Below are 22,827 nucleotides of genomic sequence, written 5' to 3'. Positions count from 1 at the left end.
ACAAAATTAGGAATAATTTTAAGACAGCCTTACAATGTCAAAATCATTTTAAGGCTTCTTGTAGTGGTATTCGTTTACCTTGCTTATAAGCGACAATATACGAAGTAGTATATCCTTTAGAATCAGCCTTAGATTTTAAAGCTTTTGCTTCATGATAAGAATTTGTATTTCCATACATGTATCGATATAAATTGCTAAATGCTTCTTTAGAAATATTATCAAGGCCATTAAAATTTTTCGCTTCTAAATTTAGAACCTTAGCGCTCGCCATTAATTGTACTTTAAATGTTATACCATCTGCGCCTTGGATTTTGGTAGTTGAAGAAGTTATCTTAGACTCTTCCTTAACTTCTTTAATCATAGGTTTGGTTACCGATTTTTCTGATATCTTCTCAACTGAAATATCAGCATCAACCACATCTTCCTTTTTCTCAACCGGTGTTAATATTTCCAGACCATCTTCTTTAGTTTTTGAAGCGGTCGTATTTTCTGAAATTGTTAAAGGTTCTATATTGGCACCAACACCATCCTTATAAGAAAGTATTGCATTGGCAATAGCAGTTCCCATCTCTTTTTTCCCTTTAGTAGAATTCAGATAAGAGCCTTCATTTTTATTAGTTAAAAAACCAGCTTCAATAAGCACGCTTGGCATAAAAGTTTGATGCAATACAATAAAGCCTGCTTGTTTAACTTTTCTATCTTTTCTTTTAAGCTTAGAAGTAAAACTGGTTTGTAAAAGTTTTGCAAGCTCAATACTTTGGTCCAAAAACTCCTCTTGCATAACAGTTAAACCAATAACAGATTCTGGCGAATTAATATCATATTCAGAGTACTTCTGCTCATAATTATCTTCGAGATAAATAACCGAGTTTTCCTTTTTAGCAACTTCAAAATTCTGTTTGTTTGCGTGTAATCCTAGCACAAAAGTGCCAGCACCATAGGCATCTGAATTGTGCGAATCACAATGAACTGAAACAAATAAATCAGCGTTAGCTTGATTAGCTATTTCACCTCTTTTGAATAAGTCAACAAAAGTGTCGTCATCGCGCGTGTAGACCACTTTAATATCAGGATTCTTCTCTAGAACCTTACCAACTTCTAAAACAATGTCGAGTGCAATGTTTTTTTCTAGAAATCCATTTCCGAGGTTTCCTGGATCATGACCGCCATGGCCAGCATCTAAAACAACGACGAACTTATTTTTGGCGTTTTCTTCAGTACTATTTTTGATAAATGAATAATTAAGAAAAATGAATCCCAAGAGAATAGTGAAAATGATTCGAGTTTTAGCCATAAGAACTGCTTAATTTTAGTACCCTGTCAAGGTTAAATTTATTGTAATGCCAGATTAACAGAATAAAAAATATATGTAAGTTTGAACTCCAAAGACCGAGCCAAACTACTACAAAAATAGGATTTATCACGTTGCAAGCAAACAAACATCTCTATCTTTTCCTATTCCTATTGGTTTTCACGACGATAACTGTTGTAGCTCAAGAAGACCCTATTGTACCGTTACCTATTAAAGCTATTAAGGATACTATAACAGCGCCTTTATTGTCCATGAGTATGGCAAAAGATTCAATATCAGTCGATTCCGCAACAATAGATTCTACATCTGGGAAAAAACAACTCTTGTTAGGAAAGATTAAATACAAGGCCAAAGATTACGTCAAACTAAGCCAAAAAGACAAGAAAATATACCTTTATAATGAAGCTGAAATCTATTACCAAGATACCGAGCTAAAAGCAGGTATTATCATTATGGATTACATTAAAAACGAAGTCTATGCCGGAAGAATTAAGGACTCAACTGGGACTTATTCACAATTACCAAATTTTAAACAAGGTGATCAAGTTGTAATTCCAGATTCAATTCGTTTTAATTTTGATACACAGAAAGCACTTATTTGGAATTCAAGAACCGAACAAAGTGCTGGTTTAGGAGCTTTAGGTGGTCAAGACGCTATGAAAGTATTAGCTGAGGTTACCAAAAAAGAAAATGATTCTGTTTATTTTTTGAAAAATGGTAGACTAACTACCTCTAAGGATACCGTTGATCCTGATTACTACATCAAAATTAGAAAAGCCAAATTTGTTCCAGGCAAAAAGATAATAGCAGGTTTTAGTAATTTTTATCTCGTAGATGTACCTACACCTATCGCACTTCCATTTGCTTATTTCCCTTTAACGACTGGCCGCACAGCGGGGCTCATATTTCCTACATTTGGTAATGATCCAAATAGGGGGTACTTTTTGCAAAACGGGGGTTACTATTTACCAATTAACGACAATGTTGATATCACTTTGCTCGGTGACTTTTTCACTAATGGAAGTTATGGATTCAGAACACAATCTACGTACATTAAAAGATATAAATATAGAGGGAATGTAAACTTTAGATTTGAAAATCAGATTACGAGTCAAAAAGGATTTGATGACTTTAGTCGGTCTACTTTATATAACCTTCAAATCTCTCATTCACAAGATGCTAAGGCTAATCCAAATTCTCGTTTTTCAGCATCGGTAAACCTTGGGAGTAGTCAATATTTTACGAACTCTTTCAATCAAATTAATGTTCAAAATAACCAGAATAATAACTTGTCCTCTTCAATTTCATATTCAAAAACTTTTCCCAATTATCCTTCAGTGAATATGAGTTTGACTGCAACTCATAATCAGAATACTAGGACTCAACAAGTCAATCTAACATTACCTACTTTGAGCGCTAGTATGGAGCGTATTTTTCCATTTGCCAAAAGAGATGGGATTAAAAAAGGACTAATTCAAAATGTGAACTTTCAATATAATTTAAGGGCAGAAAATAGAATAGCTACAACTGACACTTTATTTTTTACAAAAAGAATGTTTGAGGACGCGAAAATAGGTGCTAGACATACCTTACCAATTAGTACTAACTTCAAAGTTGCAAAATATTTTAGTGTCACCGTTGGGGGTAATTATGAAGATGTATGGGCTTTTGAAACTTTTGAGCGAGGCGTTGATCCAGATAATCCTGACAGTAATACGGAAGTTGTTTTAGATACTATAGCAGGTTTTGATAGGTATAATAGATATGGACTTAGTGCAAGTATTGGAACAACCCTCTATGGAACTTTTAATTTTGGAGAGGATAAAAAAATACAAGCAATCCGCCACGTTATCAGACCACAGGTCGGATGGGGATATACACCCTCTTCTGAGCAATTCTATGACACCTATGAGGACAATGATGGGGAATTAGTTCAATATAGCAGATTTGAAGGCACCTTAAACGGAGCACCAAGTTTAACACAATCCAACTCGATGACTTTTTCGCTTCAAAATACATTAGAAGCTAAAGTAAGAGATAAAGACTCGACAGCTACAGAAGCCAAAAAAGTATCCATATTGAAGAATTTGAATTTTTCAACCGCTTATAATTTTCAAGCGGATTCTTTAAAACTTAGCCCAATAGCAATGAATGGTGCTACCAGCTTATTTGATAATAAAATGAGTATCAATTTCGCAGGTACATTGGATCCTTATACCATTGATAATAATGGCACCAGAATAAATACACTAAACGTTAAAAATGGTGGTAGTTTATTGCGTTTTACAACTGGTAGAATTGATGTTTCTTATTCTTTAACCAGCGCAATATTTGGTAAAGACAAAGAGGACGTTGACGAAGCAAAAGCCGTTAGCGATGAATATAGAGCTACAAGTGGAGGAAGTACAGACGATTTATTTGGTTTTGGATTGGATAATAGGGCAAGTAATGATAGAAAAGCAGAAGAAGATATAGAAAACCCACTTTATGGAAATAAACTGCCATGGGATTTAAGTATGCGGTTTGGAATGAGTTATAACAATACAAATCGTCAAGATGAAATTAATAGAGCTAACCTAATGTTTTCTGGTAATGTGTCATTATCACCACGATGGGATGTGCGGGTAAGTTCAGGATATGATTTTATAAACAATGGTTTTGCTCAAACCCAACTCGGCTTTAGAAGAAATTTAAAAAGTTTTGATTTAAGATTTGATTGGGTACCTTTTGGATCTAATGAAAACTGGTTTTTCTTTATTGGAATAAGTAGCTCATTATTACAAGATTTAAAATGGGAAAACAGAAGTCAACGTTAAAATCTCAATTTTTTCTTTAACCAATTTGTAACGTAAAAAAATGAAAACAATAATTACAACTAGTAAAGCTCCTGCGCCAATAGGGCCTTACAACCAAGCTATTTTAATCAAAGACACCTTATATATTTCCGGTCAGACTCCTATTGACCCAGCTTCGGGTAAGTTAGTCCAAGGTGATGTGAAAATAGAAGCAGAACAATGCATGCAAAATCTAAAAGCTATTTTAGAAGAAGCGGGAATGAATTTTGAGAATGTTGTAAAGACTTCAATCTTTTTAAAAGATATGCATCAATTCTCTCAAGTAAATGAGGTTTATGGCAGTCATTTTAATGCCGATACAGCACCTGCTAGAGAAACTGTAGAAGTTGCTAATTTACCAATGTTCGTAAATGTAGAAATCTCAATGATTGCTGTTAAATAGTACTTTTATGAAATTCTACTAGACCTTCAATAGGTCTTTGGCGAATTACACCCAGTATCAAATCATTTCTTTCAATTACGGTTGTTAATTCTTCTCTTAAGAAATGAGCTATACTACCAACAAAATTGATAGGTACTTTGGTCGCTAGTTCAAATTGCATGATATAATTATTCACAAATTGCTGAAAACCTTTGTCAATAACCCCTCGACAGTAAGGGTGTTCCTTATTCTCGATAATGAAACGAGCAAAAGTGGCTAAATAGGTATTTGGATTAGGTTGTTTGTATAGGTTATGCTTAATAACATCCGCCTCTAATTCATATTCCTTAGCAAACTTTATACCTAAATCTTGTGGCATTTTATGAAAATAATAATCACGAAGTAATTTTCTACCAAAGAAATTACCACTGCCATCATCCATTAAAATATAGCCTAAAGAAGTGACTTTTTGAAATAGTTGATGCCCATCGTAATAACTACAATTAGATCCAGTCCCAAGAATACAAACGATCCCCTGATGTCCAATTTTAGTAGTTGAATAAATCGCCGCAAACGTATCTTCACGAACCTCAGTTTTCGCATTAGGAAAAAAGTCTTTGAAAATTTCTTTCAAAAATTTTTTCATTCTATCGGTTCCGCACCCGGCGCCATAAAAATAGAGTTGCGAAACTTCTTCTTTATTTTTTGAAAGCTCAAAGTTATTGGCCAAACGGTCTTCAATAACCTCTCTAGTCAATACCTCAGGACTTAAACCTAAGGTTTGTGTGACAAATAGCTGCTCGCCATTTTTATCCAATGCTATCCAATCAGATTTTGTTGCTCCGCTATCAACGATTAAAACCATAACTACTTAAAATAAATATTCCTGAAAATAAGGAAATTACCCAAATTTTCAGGAATATATGAATTATATTATTTTCTAAAGACTTGAAACGTGTGATGCTAAATCTAACATCTTATTAGAGAAACCTGCTTCATTATCATACCAAGAAATTAGTTTGAAAAACTTTGAATTTAACTCGATACCTGCTCCAGCATCAAAAATACTTGTATGAGAATCAGAAACAAAATCTTGAGAAACAACGGCATCTTCAGTATACCCTAAAACACCTTTCATTTTTCCTTCTGAAGCTTCTTTAAATACTTTTTTAATCTCTTCGTAAGAAGTCTCCTTTTCTAAACGCACCGTCAAGTCTACAACAGATACATCTGCAGTTGGTACTCTAAAAGCCATACCAGTTAACTTACCAACTAAAGAAGGAATTACCTTTGTTACTGCTTTTGCAGCTCCTGTAGAAGCTGGTATAATATTTAACATTGCACTTCTACCTCCTCTATAATCTTTTCTCGAAGGTCCATCGACAGTTAATTGAGTAGCAGTGGTTGCATGAACTGTGGTCATTAGTCCTTCTTCAATTCCAAAATTATCGTCTAAAACCTTAGCTAACGGTGCCAAACAATTTGTTGTACAAGAAGCGTTAGATACAATGGTGTCACTCGCTTTCGCGTCCATATGGTTAACTCCCATTACGAACATTGGAGCATCTTTTGATGGAGCAGAAATAATAACTTTCTTAGCGCCACCGTCAATATGGTATTGAGCAGTTTCAAGAGTGGTAAAGATACCTGTACATTCAGCTACCAAATCGGCTCCTACTTCATCCCATTTTAGATTCTTAGGGTCTCTTTCAGCGGTAATACGAACAGTTTTACCGTTTACTACAAGATGTCCATCTTTTACCTCAACAGTTCCGTCAAATTTTCCATGTACAGAATCATATTTTAATAAATAAGCTAAATGTTCAACATCTAACAAATCATTTATGGCTACTACCTCTACATTATCTCTTTTTACTGAAGCTCTGAAGACCAGTCGTCCGATTCTTCCAAATCCGTTAATACCAATTTTTACCTGTGACATCGTATTCTTTTTAAGGTTTAATTTTTATTTTAAGTTGTCATAATATCAGAAACCCTGATTAACTCTTCATCAACAGGGGTATGTGCTTTAATTGCCTCACTTATAGGCGTCAATATTAGTTTATTATCTCTAATACCAACCATATAGTTCGTTTTATCTTCCATTAAGGCTTCAACTGCCTTTACGCCCATTCTACTTGCCAATACGCGGTCAAAACAAGTTGGGTTACCTCCCCTTTGCATATGACCTAATACGGAAACTCGAACATCATAAATAGGTAAATGTTCTTCTACGTAATCTTTTAATTGAAATACATTCTTACCCGTCTTATCACCTTCAGCGACAATCACAATACTAGAAGACTTTCCTGATTTCTTACTTCTTTTTAAAGAGTCAAGAAGACGTTCTAAACCTAAATTTTGTTCAGGAATAAGAATTTCTTCTGCACCGGCACCTACACCAGCATTAAGTGCAATATGACCAACATCACGCCCCATAACCTCTACAAAGAATAATCTGTTATGCGAACTTGCGGTATCACGTATCTTATCAATAACCTCGACAACGGTATTAATTGCTGTATCAAAACCTATCGTGTAAGAAGTACCTAATATATCATTATCAATCGTACCGGGGATTCCCATTACAGGAAAATTAAACTCTTCATTAAGTTTTAGAGCACCAGCAAAACTGCCATTACCACCAATAACAACAAAGGCATCAATACCTTCTTTTAGTAATTGGTCATGGGCCTTTTTTCGTCCTTCAGGCGTTCTAAACTCTTCACATCTAGCAGATTTCAAAATAGTACCACCCTTGTTGATGATATTATTAACACTACGAGCATTCATAGGTTTAAAATCACCATCAATCATCCCCTGGTAGCCGCGATAAATAGCGACACACTCCATTTTCATGAAGGCACAGGTACGTACAACAGATCTAATAGCTGCATTCATCCCTGGAGAATCACCACCAGAGGTTAATACTGCAATTTTGTTGATTTTATTGGTCATTTTTAATTTTGAGAGATCAAAACTAGCAAACTTATTCCAATAAAAAAATGACGTGCTGACTAATTTGACTTATCTCAATACCGCAAACGATTTCGTATCATCTTTTTATTGAATTGTGGGATATTTTATTGCCTTGGATTTACTTTCTTTGGATAAAATCTAATTAAACTGTCTTTACCCATAAAGTTAGAATTTAATTGAGGCTTCTCTACAGCTTCTTCTTCACTCTTCTTGGAACTAAAGATTTTCTTCATTAATTCTTTGAAATTATTAAAATCAACCTGATAAGACAAGCCAATACCTTGGGTATTGCCTTGTTGTTCACTTAAATACTGTTGAATTTCTCCTTGCCTATTAAAAAATTTAGCACTTAAGGTTCCATCATCATTTAACAGCACTTGAATTTCAACATCACCCGCAATTACTGTCTCCGTTGCCCCACCAACAGGAACACCAACGCGACCATTAACTAAAACACGATCTGATATTTGAGTGGTTACTGTTACCCCAATACGATCTTCTGTATTTACACCAGCATTAACATCTTCATAGCCCTGCTCATAAGATAAACCAAAATTGAATTTACTATCATCATTTCCACCCAGAACTTGATTTAAAAGACCTGAGGCTGTTTGTATTAAATTACCCGTTACCGCTTGTTGATTTAACCCCTGATCATTAAAGAATGTTCCCTGTGCCAATAAGAAAAAAGCATTATTACTTTCAATCGTTGGATCTAATAATCGATATTCCAATTCTGATTTAATCACAGAATTTGTACCGGGAAACTCAATATTAAAATCAATCGTTGGATTTTCTAATTCCCCCTCTAAACGAACCACAACTTCTGTAGGTATTCTTCTTGTAAAACCTGGATTATCTAATAACGGTGCGGGATTAGCATTTAAAGCATATACTGCTTCCAGTTTTAATTGAGCTTCTAAGGGTTCTCTCTCCCATAATATGGTTCCTCCCGGTCTTACTTCAAAGGTTTTGTCGATAAGACCTGCTCGTCTAAAACGATACTCTCCAGTAACCACAACAAACTCTCCAAACATGTTGAATTTGCCGTTTGTATTAATCTCAAATAACAAAAGTCCTTCGCCAGTTCCCTTTAAAGTACTACCACTTTCTCTATCAACGACAATTTCGACCTCTGCATCAGGTGTAACAGCCAAATCAAAAGCAAGTTCAAGACCTTGATAGTCATCTAATACACGTTCTCCTTTTATTATATTTGTAGCATCTTTTTCTATGAAATTGATAAATGAATAATCACCGACGCTGGTCACATCACTTAAAGGAATTTTTAGTTTTGTTCCCTTGGCGGAGGCGCCATCAAATTCTATCGTAAGGGCATTTGTTGAGCCAAATATACTGCCCGTTCCATTAACAAATCCGGTACCATAGTATAGCTCATCTTCATTGTATTCTTTATCTAAAATTAGAAACCGGTCATCATTTGTATCAATGTTTAAACCTAAAATCCAATCACTAAACGCTGTGTGAGAAATGGTCCCATCTAAAGTTGCTTTCGTATTATAATCAACATCATTCAAAATAATGTTATCAAAATAAAAAGTTTGATCATATAACCTAACCCTAGATTGCGGTGCAAAATCATAATTAACATCTAAATAAGGTATACCAATTCCTGCTTCATCTAAAGTCAATGTTCCATTAAAATCGGGACTATTAGCATTGCCTGTTATTCTAACATTTCCGTTAAGGAGGCCTCTGATATTTGAAATTATATCTTCACCTAAAGGAGCAAACGGCTCTAGTTTAAACTCGTTTAAAGAAGCTAACAAATCTAAACTGGTCTCGGTTTTTGAATTATTAATTTTACCACTAACACTGAAACGTTCTTGCCCATCTTCTGTAAGCCATGAATTCACTCCAAATTCTGTAAGGTCATTATTACCAAAAACAACAACCTCCATATCACCCATTCTCATTTCATTAACAGAAAAGTCTGTGATATCAAGGCTAGAAGAAGGTAGATATTTACCCTCTTTTTGAAGTATATTGAGAAACCCATTGACCTGACCATCTAATTTTAAACTATCTATGGCAGGTGTTATTTTATTAAGGGATACGATTTTAAATTGAAGCTCCAGATTCTTATACGTTGAGTCCGCTAATTCTCCTTTTAATCGAATCTGTTCATCTTTGCCATTATCCATGACAATTTCCTTAATTTCAATGCTATCTAAAGTTCTATTAACAATTACCTTGTTTTGTCTATTTCCAGATTTATTGAGAACCCAATTGTTATCCTTAAAATTTACCTCTGAAGTTTTTAAACCTATGACGGATTTGTTCTCTTCATTAAAGGTATGATAGAAATTTAGATTGTAACTATCATTAAACTGGCTACCCCCTTTAAATTCTGTCCTAAAAAACAAAGTGTCTTTTAAGGTCGTATTAATTAGATTAAAGTCTTTTAAATCATAATAAACAGTCTCCATATTACCAACTGACAAAAAGGTGTTGAACAAAGGATTTTTATTGTCAATTTTTAGTTCAATATTTTCTAAGGCATTCTTATAAGCTGCAATTTCAGGTGATTTAAAAGTTAGTTTAAAATCTCCTTCATCTGCGACAATGTTTCCTCTAATAAACGTATCTGGACCAAAGCGAACCTCTGGTAAAAATATACTTACAATCTTGTTGTAAATCTTAAAGTTGAAGTTTATTTCTTGACCATCAGATATTTCAAAAGGTTTATAGTTAGTATATATACTTCCTAACGAATTTTGAAAAAGCTTGCCTAATTCAGCAACCTTAAAATTCCCTTTCATATAACCCGTTATAATGTCAGGAGAAATGATTTGAATGTTTCTAATTGAATCTTGTTCAAAAGTTGATGAAATAGCAAAATCATCAAAATTATAAGTGTCATTTACATTTTGATAAATTGTATTCTCAAATTGAATATCACCAGTAATATTATCTAATGAATTACCCGCAATATCCATCCGCACATTTCCTTTAAAAACGGAGACGGGATCCGTTATAAAGTTTAGTTTATTGAAGTCAGCATAATCAACATTGGCGATAAAATTAAAATCATTACGCGCCTCACTAAAATCTGCAAGACCTTTAAAACTAAATTTAAAATTCTCATCAGTGCTGATTAATGACCCATCAAAAAGTTCTTCTTTTATAATACCAGAGACTTTAAGACCTTGATATATATAACCGTTAAAATCAATATTATATATCTCACCAATCGCTTCTGTATTTAAATACTCTGCAATAAATCCACGGCCTTCAACATTAACATCAAGCGTTGTTTTTCCAAATTTTTCATTTTCAATAAAGTCTCCTAAATCAAAGTCAATCAATGAAATAAAACCGCGGTATGAGGCATCGTCAATATTGTTGATATTCGTCATTTGAAGGTCAGCATAACTACTGCCAATAGCCGTGTTTAAATTAACTTGAACATCTAAGGAACTATCTGTTATTTCAGCCTCACCACGAATTGTAAATTGACCAAATTTTTGAAATGATGTAGGTATTGATTTCCCTAAAATGTTTGGTAGCAACCCTCTCAATTGATAATAACTTGAAGTGACATTATCCATGTTGGCAGTCATTATAAAAGGTTCTTCTTTCTTAAAAAGATTTTTAAAATTAAAGTCCCCACGCACGCCTGTGTTATCAGAAAGCAATGTCAAATCTGTAACAGTTAAATTATTTAAAACTCCAGAAACGTTACTTGAAAAGGTGGCTATTTTATCCGTTCCAAATTCATTGAAATAGGCATTAATTTCGTTGAAGGCCACGGTAGATTCTTCAAAATTTGCCTTTACATTGACTTTATTTAAAAAATCTCCAAAATCTTCTCTATTATAATCAAATTGCAAATTGCCTTTTAAGGTTGATTCTTTTGTTTTAATAGCTAAAGAATCAAAACGCATTTGTTGTTTGGTGTACTTGAAGGTAGTTGCTAATTTTTCAATTTTTAAGTTTCTTTTACTAAGCAGCGACAGATCATTAATCATCATTCCTACTTCCGGGCCAATAATTTGAAAATCAGTAGCATTAACTTTTAAATTTTTAAATTGTAATATTTCTTGATTTTCGAGATTTTCATCTACAAGGGAAAATCGACTTTCAAAAAGATTTATTTCAGAAGAAGACATGAAAAATGGAGGAGTGCCTGGGGCTCTTGGTTTACCATCATCCAATTTGTCAACAAACACATCTAAATTGGTATCTCTTTGACCCTCATAGGTCTTCAACTTAAAGAATAGCCCATCAACGTCAACATCACCAAACTCTAACCTTCCATTAACCATATTACGAAGGCTTAAAACTGAAGTGGAAAGCTTTTGAATATAAAAAAGGGTGTCCTTTTGGTAGTCTTCAACGTAAATATCTTTGATGGTAGCTCCTAAAGTGAAAGGCGAAAATTGAACCCTATCAATATTGATATTGGTTCCAAATTCTTTATTCAGGCTTGTGGTCGCTTTTTTGGCAATTTTGGTTTGAACAATAGGTAAGGAAAAAACAATGGTAGAAATGACTAGAATCAGTAAAAGTACCAGCACAATTCTAATCAGTATTTTTCTAAGTTTTTTGATAGTGATTTACCTTTTATCTTTGCATCGTCAACTTTTGTTCCAAAATAGGTGAAAAGTCAAGAAAACTTTATACTGGCCATAGAATCTTCATGCGATGATACTTCTGCAGCAGTGCTACGAAATGATAAAGTGCTTAGCAATGTTGTAGCTACACAGGCTATACACCAGCAATATGGCGGTGTTGTACCCGAGTTAGCATCAAGAGCGCATCAGCAAAATATTGTACCCGTAGTACATCAAGCATTAGCCAAAGCAAATATCGACAAAAATCAACTATCGGCAATAGCCTTCACTAGAGGTCCAGGACTAATGGGATCTCTGCTAGTTGGAACTTCTTTTGCCAAGTCTTTAGCTTTGGGTCTTGATATTCCTTTAATAGAGGTTCATCATATGCAAGCCCATATTTTAGCACATTTTATAAATGATGAAAAACAATCTCAACCCTCTTTTCCTTTCTTAGCCATGACCCTCAGCGGTGGACACACTCAAATTGTTCAGGTGAACAACTATTTTGACTTGCAAATATTGGGACAAACTTTGGATGATGCTGTTGGAGAAGCTTTCGATAAAAGTGCAAAATTACTTGGCCTTCCCTACCCTGGAGGACCTTTAATTGATAAGTATGCTCAAGAAGGAAATGCACAGGCTTTTATTTTTCCCAAACCTAAAGTTGAGGGTCTCAATTTTAGTTTCAGTGGATTAAAAACAAGTATTCTCTATTTTGTTCAGAAAAGTGTAAAAAAGAATCCAAAGTTTATTGAGGAAAATCTTAAAGATATTTGCGCTTCTATTCAATTTACAATCTTAGAGATCTTAATGCAAAAGTTGAAGCTTGCCGTAAATCAAACTGGAATCAAAGAAATTGCTATTGGGGGTGGAGTAGCCGCAAATTCTGGTATACGTTTTAGATTAAAAGAAGCTGAAAAAACATTAGGATGGCATACTTATATTCCAAAATTTGAATATTGCACCGATAACGCAGCTATGATTGGTATTGTTGGATATTTGAAGTTTTTAGAAGATGATTTTGCTGAACAAAACATAACAGCTAAAGCCCGATACAGTTTATAGATTATGCCTTACGATGAAAACCTAGCCAAAAGAATCAATGTAGCATTGAAAATTTTTCCTGAGAAGTTTACAGAAAAAAGAATGTTTGGTGGCTTAGCCTTTTTATTAGAAGGAAAAATGACCGTTGGAACTATAAATAAAGAATTAATGGTTCGTGTGATTCCAGAAAAAATTAGTCATGAACTTCGCAAGAACTTTGTCCGACCAATGGATTTCACGGGTAAACCTATGAAAGAATTTATCTTTGTTACGGTAGAAGGTTATCACACCGAAGAACAATTGCAATATTGGATTGAACTCGGTGTTGAACATGCCAAGAATAAATTAAAGAAATAATATGCAGCTCTTTTACAATCCATCATTAGATAACAGTTTTAAACAATTCTACTTTACAGCTGAAGAAAGTAAGCATATTGTAAAAGTACTTCGTAAAAAAGCTGGAGACATACTGTACATAACAAATGGCAAAGGTGTCTTGTTTGAAGCAGAAATTATTACCGCTGATATTAAAAAGTGTAAAGCCCAACTTATTTCAGAAGATAAAACTATACCAAAATCCTACTCGCTACATTTGGCTGTGGCACCCACAAAGATGAATGACCGTTTTGAATGGTTTTTAGAAAAAGCTACCGAAATAGGAATTAGTGAAATAACACCAATTTTATGTGAACATTCAGAACGAAAAATAATCAAACCAGAAAGGCTTGAAAAAGTACTACAATCCGCTATGAAACAGTCTTTGCAAACTGTCTTGCCTAAATTGAATCCATTAGTAACATTTGATAAATTTTTAGAACAAACCAAAGGCAATTTAAAACTAATTGCTCATTGTGAAAAAGGAGAGAAAGTAGAATTAAAAAGAAGATTACAAGCCGATAAAGATGTAGTAATCCTTATTGGGCCTGAAGGTGATTTTTCAAAAAAAGAGATAAAACAAGCCATTGAAAGTAATTTCTCTCCTGTTTCTTTAGGCCGTAATCGCCTGAGAACTGAAACAGCAGCTATCTATGCCTGCACCGTGGTGAGTATCTTAAATAATTAAATTTTAGCTTTTACGGCTCCCGTAATATTTAAATTCTCATCTTCTAGAATTAACATTAATGTTACTTCTTCATTAATACTTATATCGCTAGGGATATTAATACTTCCTGCATCCAAAGCAGTTTTGATATCTAAATAGTTTTCTGCAATAACAATATTTGAATTTTTCAAAGTTCTATTTTTATTCTCTCCTCTTTTTACAGATGTAATTCGGTTGTTTAAAACTAAGACTGTTCTTAATTTTTTACCAGTCAACTTACCTTCGATTTCAAAATCAAACTTGATAAACGAATCAGTTCTTTCAATTTTAGATACTAACACTCTGTTCATTGCTGGTTGTTTTCCATAGGTCGCAATCTTTGAATTTAAAGTAAGTCTATCAGAACCCACAAAATGCTCGGAACCATTTATTACCATTTGCGGAGTGTAATTATTTCTTGATTTAAACTTTTGATTATAAGCTCTTTGTTTTAAGGTATAGGCCGATTTACTGTATGGATCATTCCATCCTATATAATTCCAGTAATCAACATGATAAGACAATGCAAAAACTTTATCCGGAAAATCATCCTTTGCCTTTTCTAACAAAACATCTGCCGGTGGACAACTAGAACATCCTTGAGAAGTAAAGAGTTCTAAAACCACAATTGATTCAAATTCATCAATATTATTAGGCTCTTTTGCAATTGTAGCTTCATCTTTATTTTGATAAAAAGCCATTGTTGCTAAGCCCACCAAGACCACAATTGGAATTATGATTTTTTTATACATCTTATTCTGTATTTTTGATTCTCTTATAGTATTCGTTTTTAAATGCAGCAACTTACCAAAATAGTAGTTTTTTTAACTTTTTTTGTGATGAACAGCCTTCAATCACAAGAAATTGCAATTCTAAAATATGGGGGTGGAGGTGATTGGTATTCTAATCCAACAGCCCTAACAAATCTAATTCGTTTTTGCAATGAAAACTTAGATACTACTATTGAAAATAAGCCGCAAACTATCGAAGTTGGTGATGTCAATATTTTTCAATTTCCACTACTTCATATGACTGGGCATGGTAACGTGTTCTTTTCAAATGAAGAAGCCCAAAATCTTAGAACTTACCTTCTAGCGGGTGGTTTCTTGCATATTGATGATAATTACGGGATGGAACCCTACATAAGAAGAGAATTGAATAAGGTATTCCCTGACAAAGCATTGGAGGAACTGGGTAGTGATCATCCAATATTCAATGAAAAATATGATTTTCCGGAAGGATTGCCCAAAATTCATGAGCATGATGGACAACGTCCACAAGCCTTGGGTATTTTTCATGAAGGACGATTAGTATTACTTTTTACTTTTGAAAGCGACCTAGGTGATGGATGGGAAGATCCCTCAGTGCACAATGACCCCGAAGAGATTCGTTTAAAAGCCCTACAAATGGGGGCAAATATTATAGCTTACGTTTTTAAAACCTAACCAATGGAATCAAAAACCATATCTAACGGAATTCTTAGAGCAGTTCTTATAATTACCGCAATTGTTTTAACTGGCTACTTTTTACTTAAAATACAATCTGTCTTAGCTTATCTTGCTATTGCCGCTGTGATTGCTTTACTTGGCAGACCCATTGTCCTGTTTTTAAGAAGAAAATTAAAACTTCCAAATACGCTTGCAGTAATTTTAACTATGCTTTTAATGCTAGGTGTCTTTATAGGTATTTTGGCATTGTTCATTCCGCTAATAAACGAACAAAGTAGAAATCTTTCATTATTAGATATTGACGATTTAAAAAACAACCTAAATACGCTTTACTTAGAAATTGTTGATTATTTCGGAATCACAACATCGAATGTTAATGAAATGATTGAAGATTCTGATTTAGAAAAAAATGTTCTAGAAGGTTTGAATTTAAATTTTATACCCAACTTTTTAAATTCATTTCTAAACGTACTTAGCAATTTTAGTATTGGATTATTCTCCGTTTTATTTATCTCATTCTTCTTTTTAAAAGACAGCAAATTATTTCAAAACGGACTTTTAACTTTTGTTCCAAATACAAAAGAAGGAAGCATGGTGAAATCAATTGATAAAATCAATAATTTATTATCTAGATACTTTGGCGGAATACTTTTACAACTATTTATTTTGTTTGTAATCTATACAATTACCTTGCTTATTGTGGGTGTCGAAAATGCCATTGTTATTGCCTTTCTATGTTCACTATTTAACATCATTCCTTATGTGGGTCCAATCATCGGTGGAGTCATCATGATTACACTTACAATGACAAGCTTCCTTGGGGCTGATTTTAGCACCATTATTTTACCTAAAACTTCTTATGTTTTGATTGGTTTATTGATCGGTCAATTGGTTGATAATTTCTTTTCACAACCCTTCATATTTTCTAATTCTGTAAAGTCTCATCCCTTAGAAATTTTCTTGGTCATCATTATAGCAGGATTACTTTTTGGTGTGGTGGGAATGGTAATTGCGGTACCCGGGTACACCGCTATTAAGGTAATTTTAAAAGAATTTTTAAGCGATAATAGCATTGTAAAGAAGCTAACTAAAAATCTATAGTGTTAATTTGAATAAAGCTATTTTAAAAACTGGTGTTCAGGAGTTTATAAAAAATAATTGGAGTACTGACATCGTGTCAGTTTTATTAAAAAAACAATTATTTCAAGATATTACTCAAAAAGAGCTTGTTGAGCAGCTTGAAGCCAAAAAAAAATGTAAGCACAAACTACCCACCTGGTTCAAAACCCCTAAAATATACTACCCAGAAAAGCTACATATTGAACAAACCAGTTCAGAACAAACTGCTGAATACAAAGCGGATTTAATAACTGGAAAATTACTACTCGATATTACCGGTGGCTTCGGTGTAGATGACTACTTTTTTTCAAAAAAAATAGATCAAGTTTACCACTGTGAACTGAACCAAAAACTATCCAAAATAGCTAGTTATAATTTTGAAGTATTAGGTGCTAAAAACATTATTCTTAATAATGAAGATGGATTGGATTTTTTAAATAAAACTGAGCTTAGTTTTGATTGGATTTTTATTGATCCATCACGACGTAATGAGGTAAAAGGAAAAGTGTTTTTATTACAAGATTGTTTACCCGATGTTCCTTCAAATCTTGATAAAATTTTTGAAAAATCGAAAAATATTTTAATAAAAACGGCTCCTCTTTTGGATATCAAACAAGGTATTTCTGATTTAAAATTTGTAAAAGAAATTCATATTGTTGCCATTAAAAATGAAGTCAAAGAATTACTCTGGATTTTAGAAAAAGGTTTTAGAGGGTCCATTCAAATAAAAACCAGAAATCTTAAAACTAATTCAAATGAGGAATTTGATTTTATACTTGAAGATGAAAAAGCAACTCTTTCTGAAATTGACCTACCTCAAAAGTTTCTTTATGAACCAAATTCAGCAATTTTGAAATCTGGTGGTTTTAAATCTATAGGCAAAGCTTTTGAAATTAAAAAGCTACACGAACATTCTCATTTATATACATCTGAAAAGTTTATTGATTTTCCCGGGCGAAGGTTTAAAATAGAGAATGTATTACCCTGTAACAAAAAAGAACTTCAAAAACTAAATTTAACTAAAGCTAATATCACTACACGCAACTTTCCTGAATCAGTAGCAAGTATTCGAAAAAAATTAAAGTTAAAAGAAGGCGGAGACCATTATCTCTTTTTTACTACCAATTCTAACAATAAACGAATAATAATAAAAGGCCAAAAGACATAAAAAATAAGCACAAGGTTAATTAGTATGAATCCTTAATAATTTAGAAAAATCTCCTCTACTCGCATTCCCATTTAAAATTGGCAATTTTAGCATTGCTGCCAGCAGATAGGTTGTAATGCCACCACTCTGTTCTAATTGACCAAAACCCATGCTTTTCCATAGTTTCCTTAAGTAATTTTCTATTATTAAGGATTTCTATTGGCAAGTCCAGGTTATCATGATAGGCACGTTTTCCAAAAAAGTCAAAGTCCGTCCCCATATCGAGCTCATTACCTTCTAAATCGACTAAAGTTATATCTACAGCACCACCTTTGTTATGTATGGAACCTTTTACCGGATTTGCTACATACTGGGGGTTGGGCACTATTTCCCACATTTTATATTGTACAGAATTAGGCCGGTAGCAGTCAAAGAATTTAATTTTTACACCTTGTACTAAAAACTCCTTGTTCGCCTTTAACAAGGCTTTGGCTGTTCGCATTCTGGTGTAACATTCCGCACAATCGTATACTTTAGCTTTTAAAAAATTATTTTCTGTTGCATAACGCATATCAAAAACAAAATCGTTGCTAAAATCAGCCAAGCGAATAAAAGTACTATCCGCTATCCCTTCAAAAGAACGCAGTTCTTTTTGCTTAACTGGTAATTCAACAACTTCTAAGACTGTATCTAAACCTGTCCCAATTACTTCAACTGGAGTATTTTTAACCCGTTCTGCAGACCTTTTGCAAGCCGTTATACTAATTAACACGAAAAGAAAAAAATAACGTGTCATTAGTCTAATTTTTGATTGTTAATCCATTCATATAACTCATCGGTAGTATAAGCCCTAGCCCAAGAATTATGACCTACACCTTTATAACGAGTATACTTAACATCATAACTCATCTGCTTTAACTTAGCAACCATTTTATCCGACTCTTCAATAGAAATCACTTTATCCATATCTCCATGAAAAACCCAAATTGGGAGTTTTTTATCAATCCAGTGTGCATATGGTACAGGCGCCATACCACATACTACAGCTAATGCAGCCCATTTTTTTGGGTATTGAACAGCCAAATCCCAAGCGGCACTGCCTCCCCTACTTAGTCCGGTTAGGTAAATACGCTTAGGGTCAATTCTGTTTGTTTTGACAATTTCGTCAAGCAGTTGATTTACTGCATGAATATTCCACCATTTCCTTTTATGCGGATTTTGTGGCGCTAAAATTAAGAAAGGAAACTCTTTACCTTCTACTAATAATTTTGGAGGTCCGTTCTTTTTAATTTCTTCTAACTCAGCTCCTGATTCACCGCCCCCGTGCAGAAATAGTAGTAACCCAAATTCTTCATCCTCAGTCTTATCGTAGTCTTTTGGAAAGTAGAGATAGTACTGTAAGTTCTCTTTAGTAACGGTTTCATATTCATTGTCAATAAGACGACTTTGACCCGCGCAACCCGATAAAAAAAGAAATGAAACTGCAATTGATATTAAAATTAAATGTTTCATGACAGCATTTTTTCAATTTCCAACCAAGAACTAGCCCTTTCGAAACCTTCCGTTTTGGTATTATGCGGTGAAGTAAAAAGAATTCCTCTATTCTCAAATTTTCGTAAATGATAACTTCTATCATCAATTAAAACATCACCATTCAAAATATACTTCTCTCCACAAAGTATACGATTTTGCCATGGAATAAAAGGAAAATATTGATCAAGCCAATCTGACTTTTCCCTTAATGAATTAGGAAACTGCATAGCCGCAGATGCAATAAAAACTTCATGTTTTTGACTTAGTCGTTTTAAAACCTCTTGACTATGTTCAATGACTTTTAAGTTAATATAGAATCCCTCTTTTCGGGCATGTCCTCTAATATTTTCAATATGAGCTTCTGGCACTAATTGCCAAAAATCTTTGCCATCGCAATCTGACTTTGAAAAACTACTGTCAAATTCTTGGTTATATAAATCAATATGCCCTTGATAAGTATCAGCAATTACCTCATCCATATCTATAAAAATGGTCATCTTATATCTTTTTGTGAAGTTCTTTAAAAAGAGGCACAAATGGAAATATGTTGGCAGGAAGTATTTGAAGAAAAATATTAATGACCAAAAACGAAGGTAGTAGTTGTATCAAATTTTGAGTATAGAAACAGAAAAAGCCTTGTAAAAACAAGGCTTTATTATTCTGTGATCGCGAAAGGATTCGAACCTTTGACCGTCTGCTTAGAAGGCAGATGCTCTATCCAGCTGAGCTACGCGACCTATTTTGCGGGTGCAAATATAGTAATGTATAATTTAGTTTTAAAATTATTGGATTTATTATTTCAAAAATTAAGTTGAAACTAAGAAAAACTAAATTAGACCACGTCTTAAAAACTTAATTTGAATAAGCAATTTCTGCCCAAATTGATTGACTGCCTGGAGCTTCACACAACTTATTAACCCTTACGGTTTTTCCTTTATTGATGACATCTATTCTTTTCGAATTATCCGCACCGCAGTCGTTTATACCAATTGCTCCGTTCCTAATTGCCTTATCGTTCTTAAATTGAACATACTCTCCTTCTAAATGAATTTCTGTATTAACTGTATAAAGCTTATTGCCATTCGTTTCTTGATACTGAACATAACCTACATTGCTAAGAAGATTATCCACAGCTTTTATCAAATCAGCCTTATGAATTGAATCATATGGATTCTCTTGAGCATAATTTGAATAAGCTTTCAAGGTGTTTATTTTTTTAGCCTGTTGCCATAAATCAGCATCTGAAGCCCTTATAATAGAATCGAATTTAGCTTGTGTCGTCGATTCACTTAAAGCAAGTTTTTCTTTAGCGTCATTAGACAAACTCAATAATTTTTCTATCTCCTTTTCTTTTACCGAAGATTCATAAGCAAAATATCCTGCAAGGGCCACAAGTGCAAAAACGAATACCCACAAAATATTATTTACCGTTCTAGTTTTTTTCGAAACCTTGTCTAATTCAGCTATTCTTTCTTGGATTTTACTCATTATGGATGGTTGTTTGGTTAGTTGGAATTTATCTTATATAACGCTCGAATTCATGTTCTAGAGATAAAACATCTTTTTTGTTAAATTCAGATAAGCCCTTTTCCCATTCACTCACTTTATCTTCAAAATCATAAATACCTTCCATTTGTTTTTTTAAAGATTTCGTTTGATTTAAAGAAGCAAAAGTGAATGATGTAGGCACACCCATTATTGGTGCAGCGAATTCTAGCCGCTCTTTCAAGCCGGATATAGCATCAAAAATAGTAGCATCTAAATAAGAAACAGCAATTAAAGCCACAACTATGAGCACACCAAGGCCCATTTTTATATAAGAATTTCTAATTCTACCTTTAATTTTTATTCTGTGAAGATTAAAACCAGCCTTTAAATCCTCTAGTAAGTCAGAAAGATTTTCATTGTCTGAAGTACTCATTAGTTTAATTATTAGGTTGTTTAGTCGTGTATAAGTTACTGATTTTATTACTTAAGAAAGCAATTTGTTATTCAAAAATATTAAAAAGGGGTCGTCTTTATTATCATCATAAAGTGTGGTATAGACAGCGTAAGCATCTTTATAAAGATTCATTCTTGTTCTAATTCCAGCTTTTTCTGATGCCAAATTATAATTTTCTTTAGCCTTTTCTAACTGATTCAAATAAATACAAGCTTCACCCATTGTTCCAAATTTTTCTGGGCTTGGGTAATAATAATTTTTTGCAGCGTTAAAAGCTAAATCAGCATAAAATCTCACCTCTTTTTTACTTAAATCTAATAGTAGGTAAAGAAAAGCTATATTAATGCTATTTAAATAAATTTGTTGTTCATCTTCCTCTTTAGTAGCAATTTCAAGCGCTTTTTTATGGTGTTCTAAGGAAACTAAACCTGGCTCTTCAAAATTAGTCTCTAAATACTTTTCTTTAAATAGATTACCTAAAATATTAAGCAAATCCGCATCACCTGAAGTTTTCTTGTGATTTTCTAAAATATTGATAGCTTCATCTCTACGACCAAGGAAACTCATTGCGTCGAGAAGTTTGATTAAACCACGTTCGTCTAACTTTTCAATATTTGGTGCTAGTTCAGTAATGGTAGCTGCGTGAGATTCCAAATTTCTAGGAAAATTACTAAGTACAACATTCTCTGACATTTGAAATTTTGCAAATGGCCGTTGATTTATGGGCTCACCCGTGTTTTCATCAATGCATTTACTAGCTCTTTTTGGTACCTCGTCAAAAATATGTTCAACAACATCTGTTATGGTAACGTTGGGCTCTGTAAATGGCTTTTTGTGGTTACCTGAGATTACCTCTAATAAACATTCAGTAAAAAGACTATTTTCTGCATTTGGTAATCTCCAAGATTTTTGATTGTCTTGGCAAGATGAAATAACCCACATACCTCCTTTATCGTTTAACTTTTGTGCTAAACCCTCCATATTTAACAAACCTTCTTGGGTCATGCCCTCAGCATGGCAACAATCTAAAAGAAATACGATTTTGTTAGATTTTATGGCATTAATTTTTTCTGTAAGCTCTTCTGCCATCACCCAATGTGTAGCATAGTTTTCCGCAGTCATACCATAAGGTTGTAAAAAAAACTTATGCTGACTCATGTATTTGCCTCCATGCCCAGAATAGTAAATTAAAACCGATGAATCTTCATTAGTAGTTTCAATCAACTTATCCAGGGAATTTAATATCCCATCACGTGTTGCTTCTTTATCACAGACCAGAATGACATTATCCTTTTCATATCCTGCCAACTCAGGATCAATTAAAGTATCATAAAGTTTAGTTGCATCCTTAATAGTATATGGTAAATCATCACCAACACCTATTAAAAGAGCGTACATTTTAGACTTAGAAGACATTGAGCTTTAT

At 33.5% G+C, this 22,827-nt stretch carries 20 protein-coding genes and 1 tRNA gene; 8 read left to right on the top strand and 13 right to left on the bottom strand.

Annotated elements, in window-relative coordinates; genetic code table 11:
• Positions 1 to 43: 43 nt before the first annotated feature.
• Positions 44 to 1,294: an N-acetylmuramoyl-L-alanine amidase gene (locus RM542_RS14035; protein ID WP_311386378.1), complete on the bottom strand. Its 1,251-nt coding sequence runs from the start codon at positions 1,292 to 1,294 to the stop codon at positions 44 to 46.
• Between the two features lie 131 nt (positions 1,295 to 1,425).
• Between RM542_RS14035 and RM542_RS14030 the strand changes: the two genes are divergently transcribed.
• Together RM542_RS14030 and RM542_RS14025 are read left to right on the top strand one after the other, a co-directional pair.
• Positions 1,426 to 4,128 carry a putative LPS assembly protein LptD gene (locus tag RM542_RS14030; RefSeq protein WP_311386377.1) on the top strand — a complete coding sequence of 901 codons (2,703 nt, stop codon included), beginning with the start codon at positions 1,426 to 1,428 and terminating at the stop codon, positions 4,126 to 4,128.
• Between the two features lie 40 nt (positions 4,129 to 4,168).
• Positions 4,169 to 4,549: a RidA family protein gene (locus RM542_RS14025; protein WP_311386376.1), complete on the top strand. Its 381-nt coding sequence runs from the start codon at positions 4,169 to 4,171 to the stop codon at positions 4,547 to 4,549.
• On the opposite strand, the gene RM542_RS14020 is transcribed toward RM542_RS14025, so the two are convergent.
• The 4 genes from RM542_RS14020 to RM542_RS14005 form a co-directional block, all read right to left on the bottom strand.
• The gene (locus RM542_RS14020; RefSeq protein ID WP_311386375.1) at positions 4,542 to 5,393 is read right to left on the bottom strand and encodes an N-acetylglucosamine kinase; all 852 of its coding nucleotides are present in this window, start codon (positions 5,391 to 5,393) and stop codon (positions 4,542 to 4,544) included. The two genes, RM542_RS14025 and RM542_RS14020, sit on opposite strands and share 8 nt — an antisense overlap.
• 75 nt (positions 5,394 to 5,468) lie before the next feature.
• The gene (gene gap, locus RM542_RS14015; protein ID WP_311386374.1) at positions 5,469 to 6,470 is read right to left on the bottom strand and encodes a type I glyceraldehyde-3-phosphate dehydrogenase; all 1,002 of its coding nucleotides are present in this window, start codon (positions 6,468 to 6,470) and stop codon (positions 5,469 to 5,471) included.
• A gap of 29 nt (positions 6,471 to 6,499) precedes the next feature.
• Positions 6,500 to 7,486 carry a 6-phosphofructokinase gene (gene pfkA, locus RM542_RS14010; RefSeq protein ID WP_311386373.1) on the bottom strand — a complete coding sequence of 329 codons (987 nt, stop codon included), beginning with the start codon at positions 7,484 to 7,486 and terminating at the stop codon, positions 6,500 to 6,502.
• 125 nt (positions 7,487 to 7,611) lie between these two features.
• Positions 7,612 to 12,048 (bottom strand): translocation/assembly module TamB domain-containing protein, encoded by a 4,437-nt coding sequence (locus tag RM542_RS14005; protein ID WP_311386372.1) that lies wholly within the window; start codon positions 12,046 to 12,048, stop codon positions 7,612 to 7,614.
• 81 nt (positions 12,049 to 12,129) lie between these two features.
• Between RM542_RS14005 and tsaD the strand changes: the two genes are divergently transcribed.
• From tsaD to RM542_RS13990, 3 genes are read left to right on the top strand one after another with little or no spacing between them, the layout of a single operon-like run.
• Positions 12,130 to 13,152 carry a tRNA (adenosine(37)-N6)-threonylcarbamoyltransferase complex transferase subunit TsaD gene (tsaD, locus tag RM542_RS14000; RefSeq protein ID WP_311386371.1) on the top strand — a complete coding sequence of 341 codons (1,023 nt, stop codon included), beginning with the start codon at positions 12,130 to 12,132 and terminating at the stop codon, positions 13,150 to 13,152.
• Positions 13,153 to 13,155: 3 nt separating this feature from the next.
• Positions 13,156 to 13,488 carry a TfoX/Sxy family protein gene (locus RM542_RS13995; RefSeq protein ID WP_311386370.1) on the top strand — a complete coding sequence of 111 codons (333 nt, stop codon included), beginning with the start codon at positions 13,156 to 13,158 and terminating at the stop codon, positions 13,486 to 13,488.
• Between the two features lies 1 nt (position 13,489).
• Positions 13,490 to 14,194, top strand: coding sequence for a 16S rRNA (uracil(1498)-N(3))-methyltransferase (locus RM542_RS13990; protein WP_311386369.1), 705 nt, complete (start codon positions 13,490 to 13,492; stop codon positions 14,192 to 14,194).
• On the opposite strand, the gene RM542_RS13985 is transcribed toward RM542_RS13990, so the two are convergent.
• The gene (locus RM542_RS13985; protein WP_311386368.1) at positions 14,191 to 14,964 is read right to left on the bottom strand and encodes a DUF1223 domain-containing protein; all 774 of its coding nucleotides are present in this window, start codon (positions 14,962 to 14,964) and stop codon (positions 14,191 to 14,193) included. The two genes, RM542_RS13990 and RM542_RS13985, sit on opposite strands and share 4 nt — an antisense overlap.
• An 87-nt stretch (positions 14,965 to 15,051) precedes the next feature.
• Here RM542_RS13985 and RM542_RS13980 point away from each other — a divergent pair, with 87 nt between their 5' ends.
• From RM542_RS13980 to RM542_RS13970, 3 genes are read left to right on the top strand one after another with little or no spacing between them, the layout of a single operon-like run.
• Positions 15,052 to 15,657, top strand: a complete 606-nt coding sequence (locus RM542_RS13980) for a DUF4159 domain-containing protein (RefSeq protein ID WP_409220567.1) — start codon at positions 15,052 to 15,054, stop codon at positions 15,655 to 15,657.
• Positions 15,658 to 15,660: 3 nt separating this feature from the next.
• Positions 15,661 to 16,761: an AI-2E family transporter gene (locus RM542_RS13975; RefSeq protein WP_311386366.1), complete on the top strand. Its 1,101-nt coding sequence runs from the start codon at positions 15,661 to 15,663 to the stop codon at positions 16,759 to 16,761.
• A 7-nt stretch (positions 16,762 to 16,768) separates the two neighbouring features.
• Positions 16,769 to 17,947, top strand: coding sequence for a class I SAM-dependent methyltransferase (locus tag RM542_RS13970; protein WP_311386365.1), 1,179 nt, complete (start codon positions 16,769 to 16,771; stop codon positions 17,945 to 17,947).
• 55 nt (positions 17,948 to 18,002) lie between these two features.
• On the opposite strand, the gene RM542_RS13965 is transcribed toward RM542_RS13970, so the two are convergent.
• The 7 genes from RM542_RS13965 to RM542_RS13935 all read right to left on the bottom strand — a co-directional run bounded on the left by RM542_RS13965 (position 18,003) and on the right by RM542_RS13935 (position 22,817).
• Complete coding sequence (locus RM542_RS13965) at positions 18,003 to 18,722, bottom strand: M15 family metallopeptidase (RefSeq protein ID WP_311386364.1); 720 nt, start codon at positions 18,720 to 18,722, stop codon at positions 18,003 to 18,005.
• On the bottom strand, positions 18,722 to 19,438 hold the full coding sequence (locus RM542_RS13960) for a dienelactone hydrolase family protein (RefSeq protein WP_311386363.1): 717 nt from the start codon (positions 19,436 to 19,438) through the stop codon (positions 18,722 to 18,724). Before RM542_RS13960 ends, RM542_RS13965 begins: the two co-directional genes overlap by 1 nt.
• Positions 19,435 to 19,956 carry a 5' nucleotidase, NT5C type gene (locus RM542_RS13955; protein ID WP_311386362.1) on the bottom strand — a complete coding sequence of 174 codons (522 nt, stop codon included), beginning with the start codon at positions 19,954 to 19,956 and terminating at the stop codon, positions 19,435 to 19,437. The genes RM542_RS13960 and RM542_RS13955 overlap by 4 nt, the downstream gene beginning before the upstream one ends.
• A 166-nt stretch (positions 19,957 to 20,122) precedes the next feature.
• Positions 20,123 to 20,196 (bottom strand) — tRNA-Arg (locus RM542_RS13950).
• Between the two features lie 115 nt (positions 20,197 to 20,311).
• The gene (locus RM542_RS13945; RefSeq protein ID WP_311386361.1) at positions 20,312 to 20,947 is read right to left on the bottom strand and encodes a hypothetical protein; all 636 of its coding nucleotides are present in this window, start codon (positions 20,945 to 20,947) and stop codon (positions 20,312 to 20,314) included.
• Positions 20,948 to 20,975: 28 nt separating this feature from the next.
• On the bottom strand, positions 20,976 to 21,380 hold the full coding sequence (locus RM542_RS13940; RefSeq protein ID WP_311386360.1) for a hypothetical protein: 405 nt from the start codon (positions 21,378 to 21,380) through the stop codon (positions 20,976 to 20,978).
• Positions 21,381 to 21,431: 51 nt separating this feature from the next.
• The gene (locus RM542_RS13935; protein WP_311386359.1) at positions 21,432 to 22,817 is read right to left on the bottom strand and encodes a caspase family protein; all 1,386 of its coding nucleotides are present in this window, start codon (positions 22,815 to 22,817) and stop codon (positions 21,432 to 21,434) included.
• Positions 22,818 to 22,827: the final 10 nt, after the last annotated feature.

Source organism: Croceitalea sp. P059, from assembly GCF_031846365.1.
Lineage (GTDB): Bacteria > Bacteroidota > Bacteroidia > Flavobacteriales > Flavobacteriaceae > Croceitalea > Croceitalea vernalis.
The sequence above is the reverse complement of the archived record's forward strand: the minus strand, read 5'-3'. Positions and strand labels throughout refer to the sequence as shown.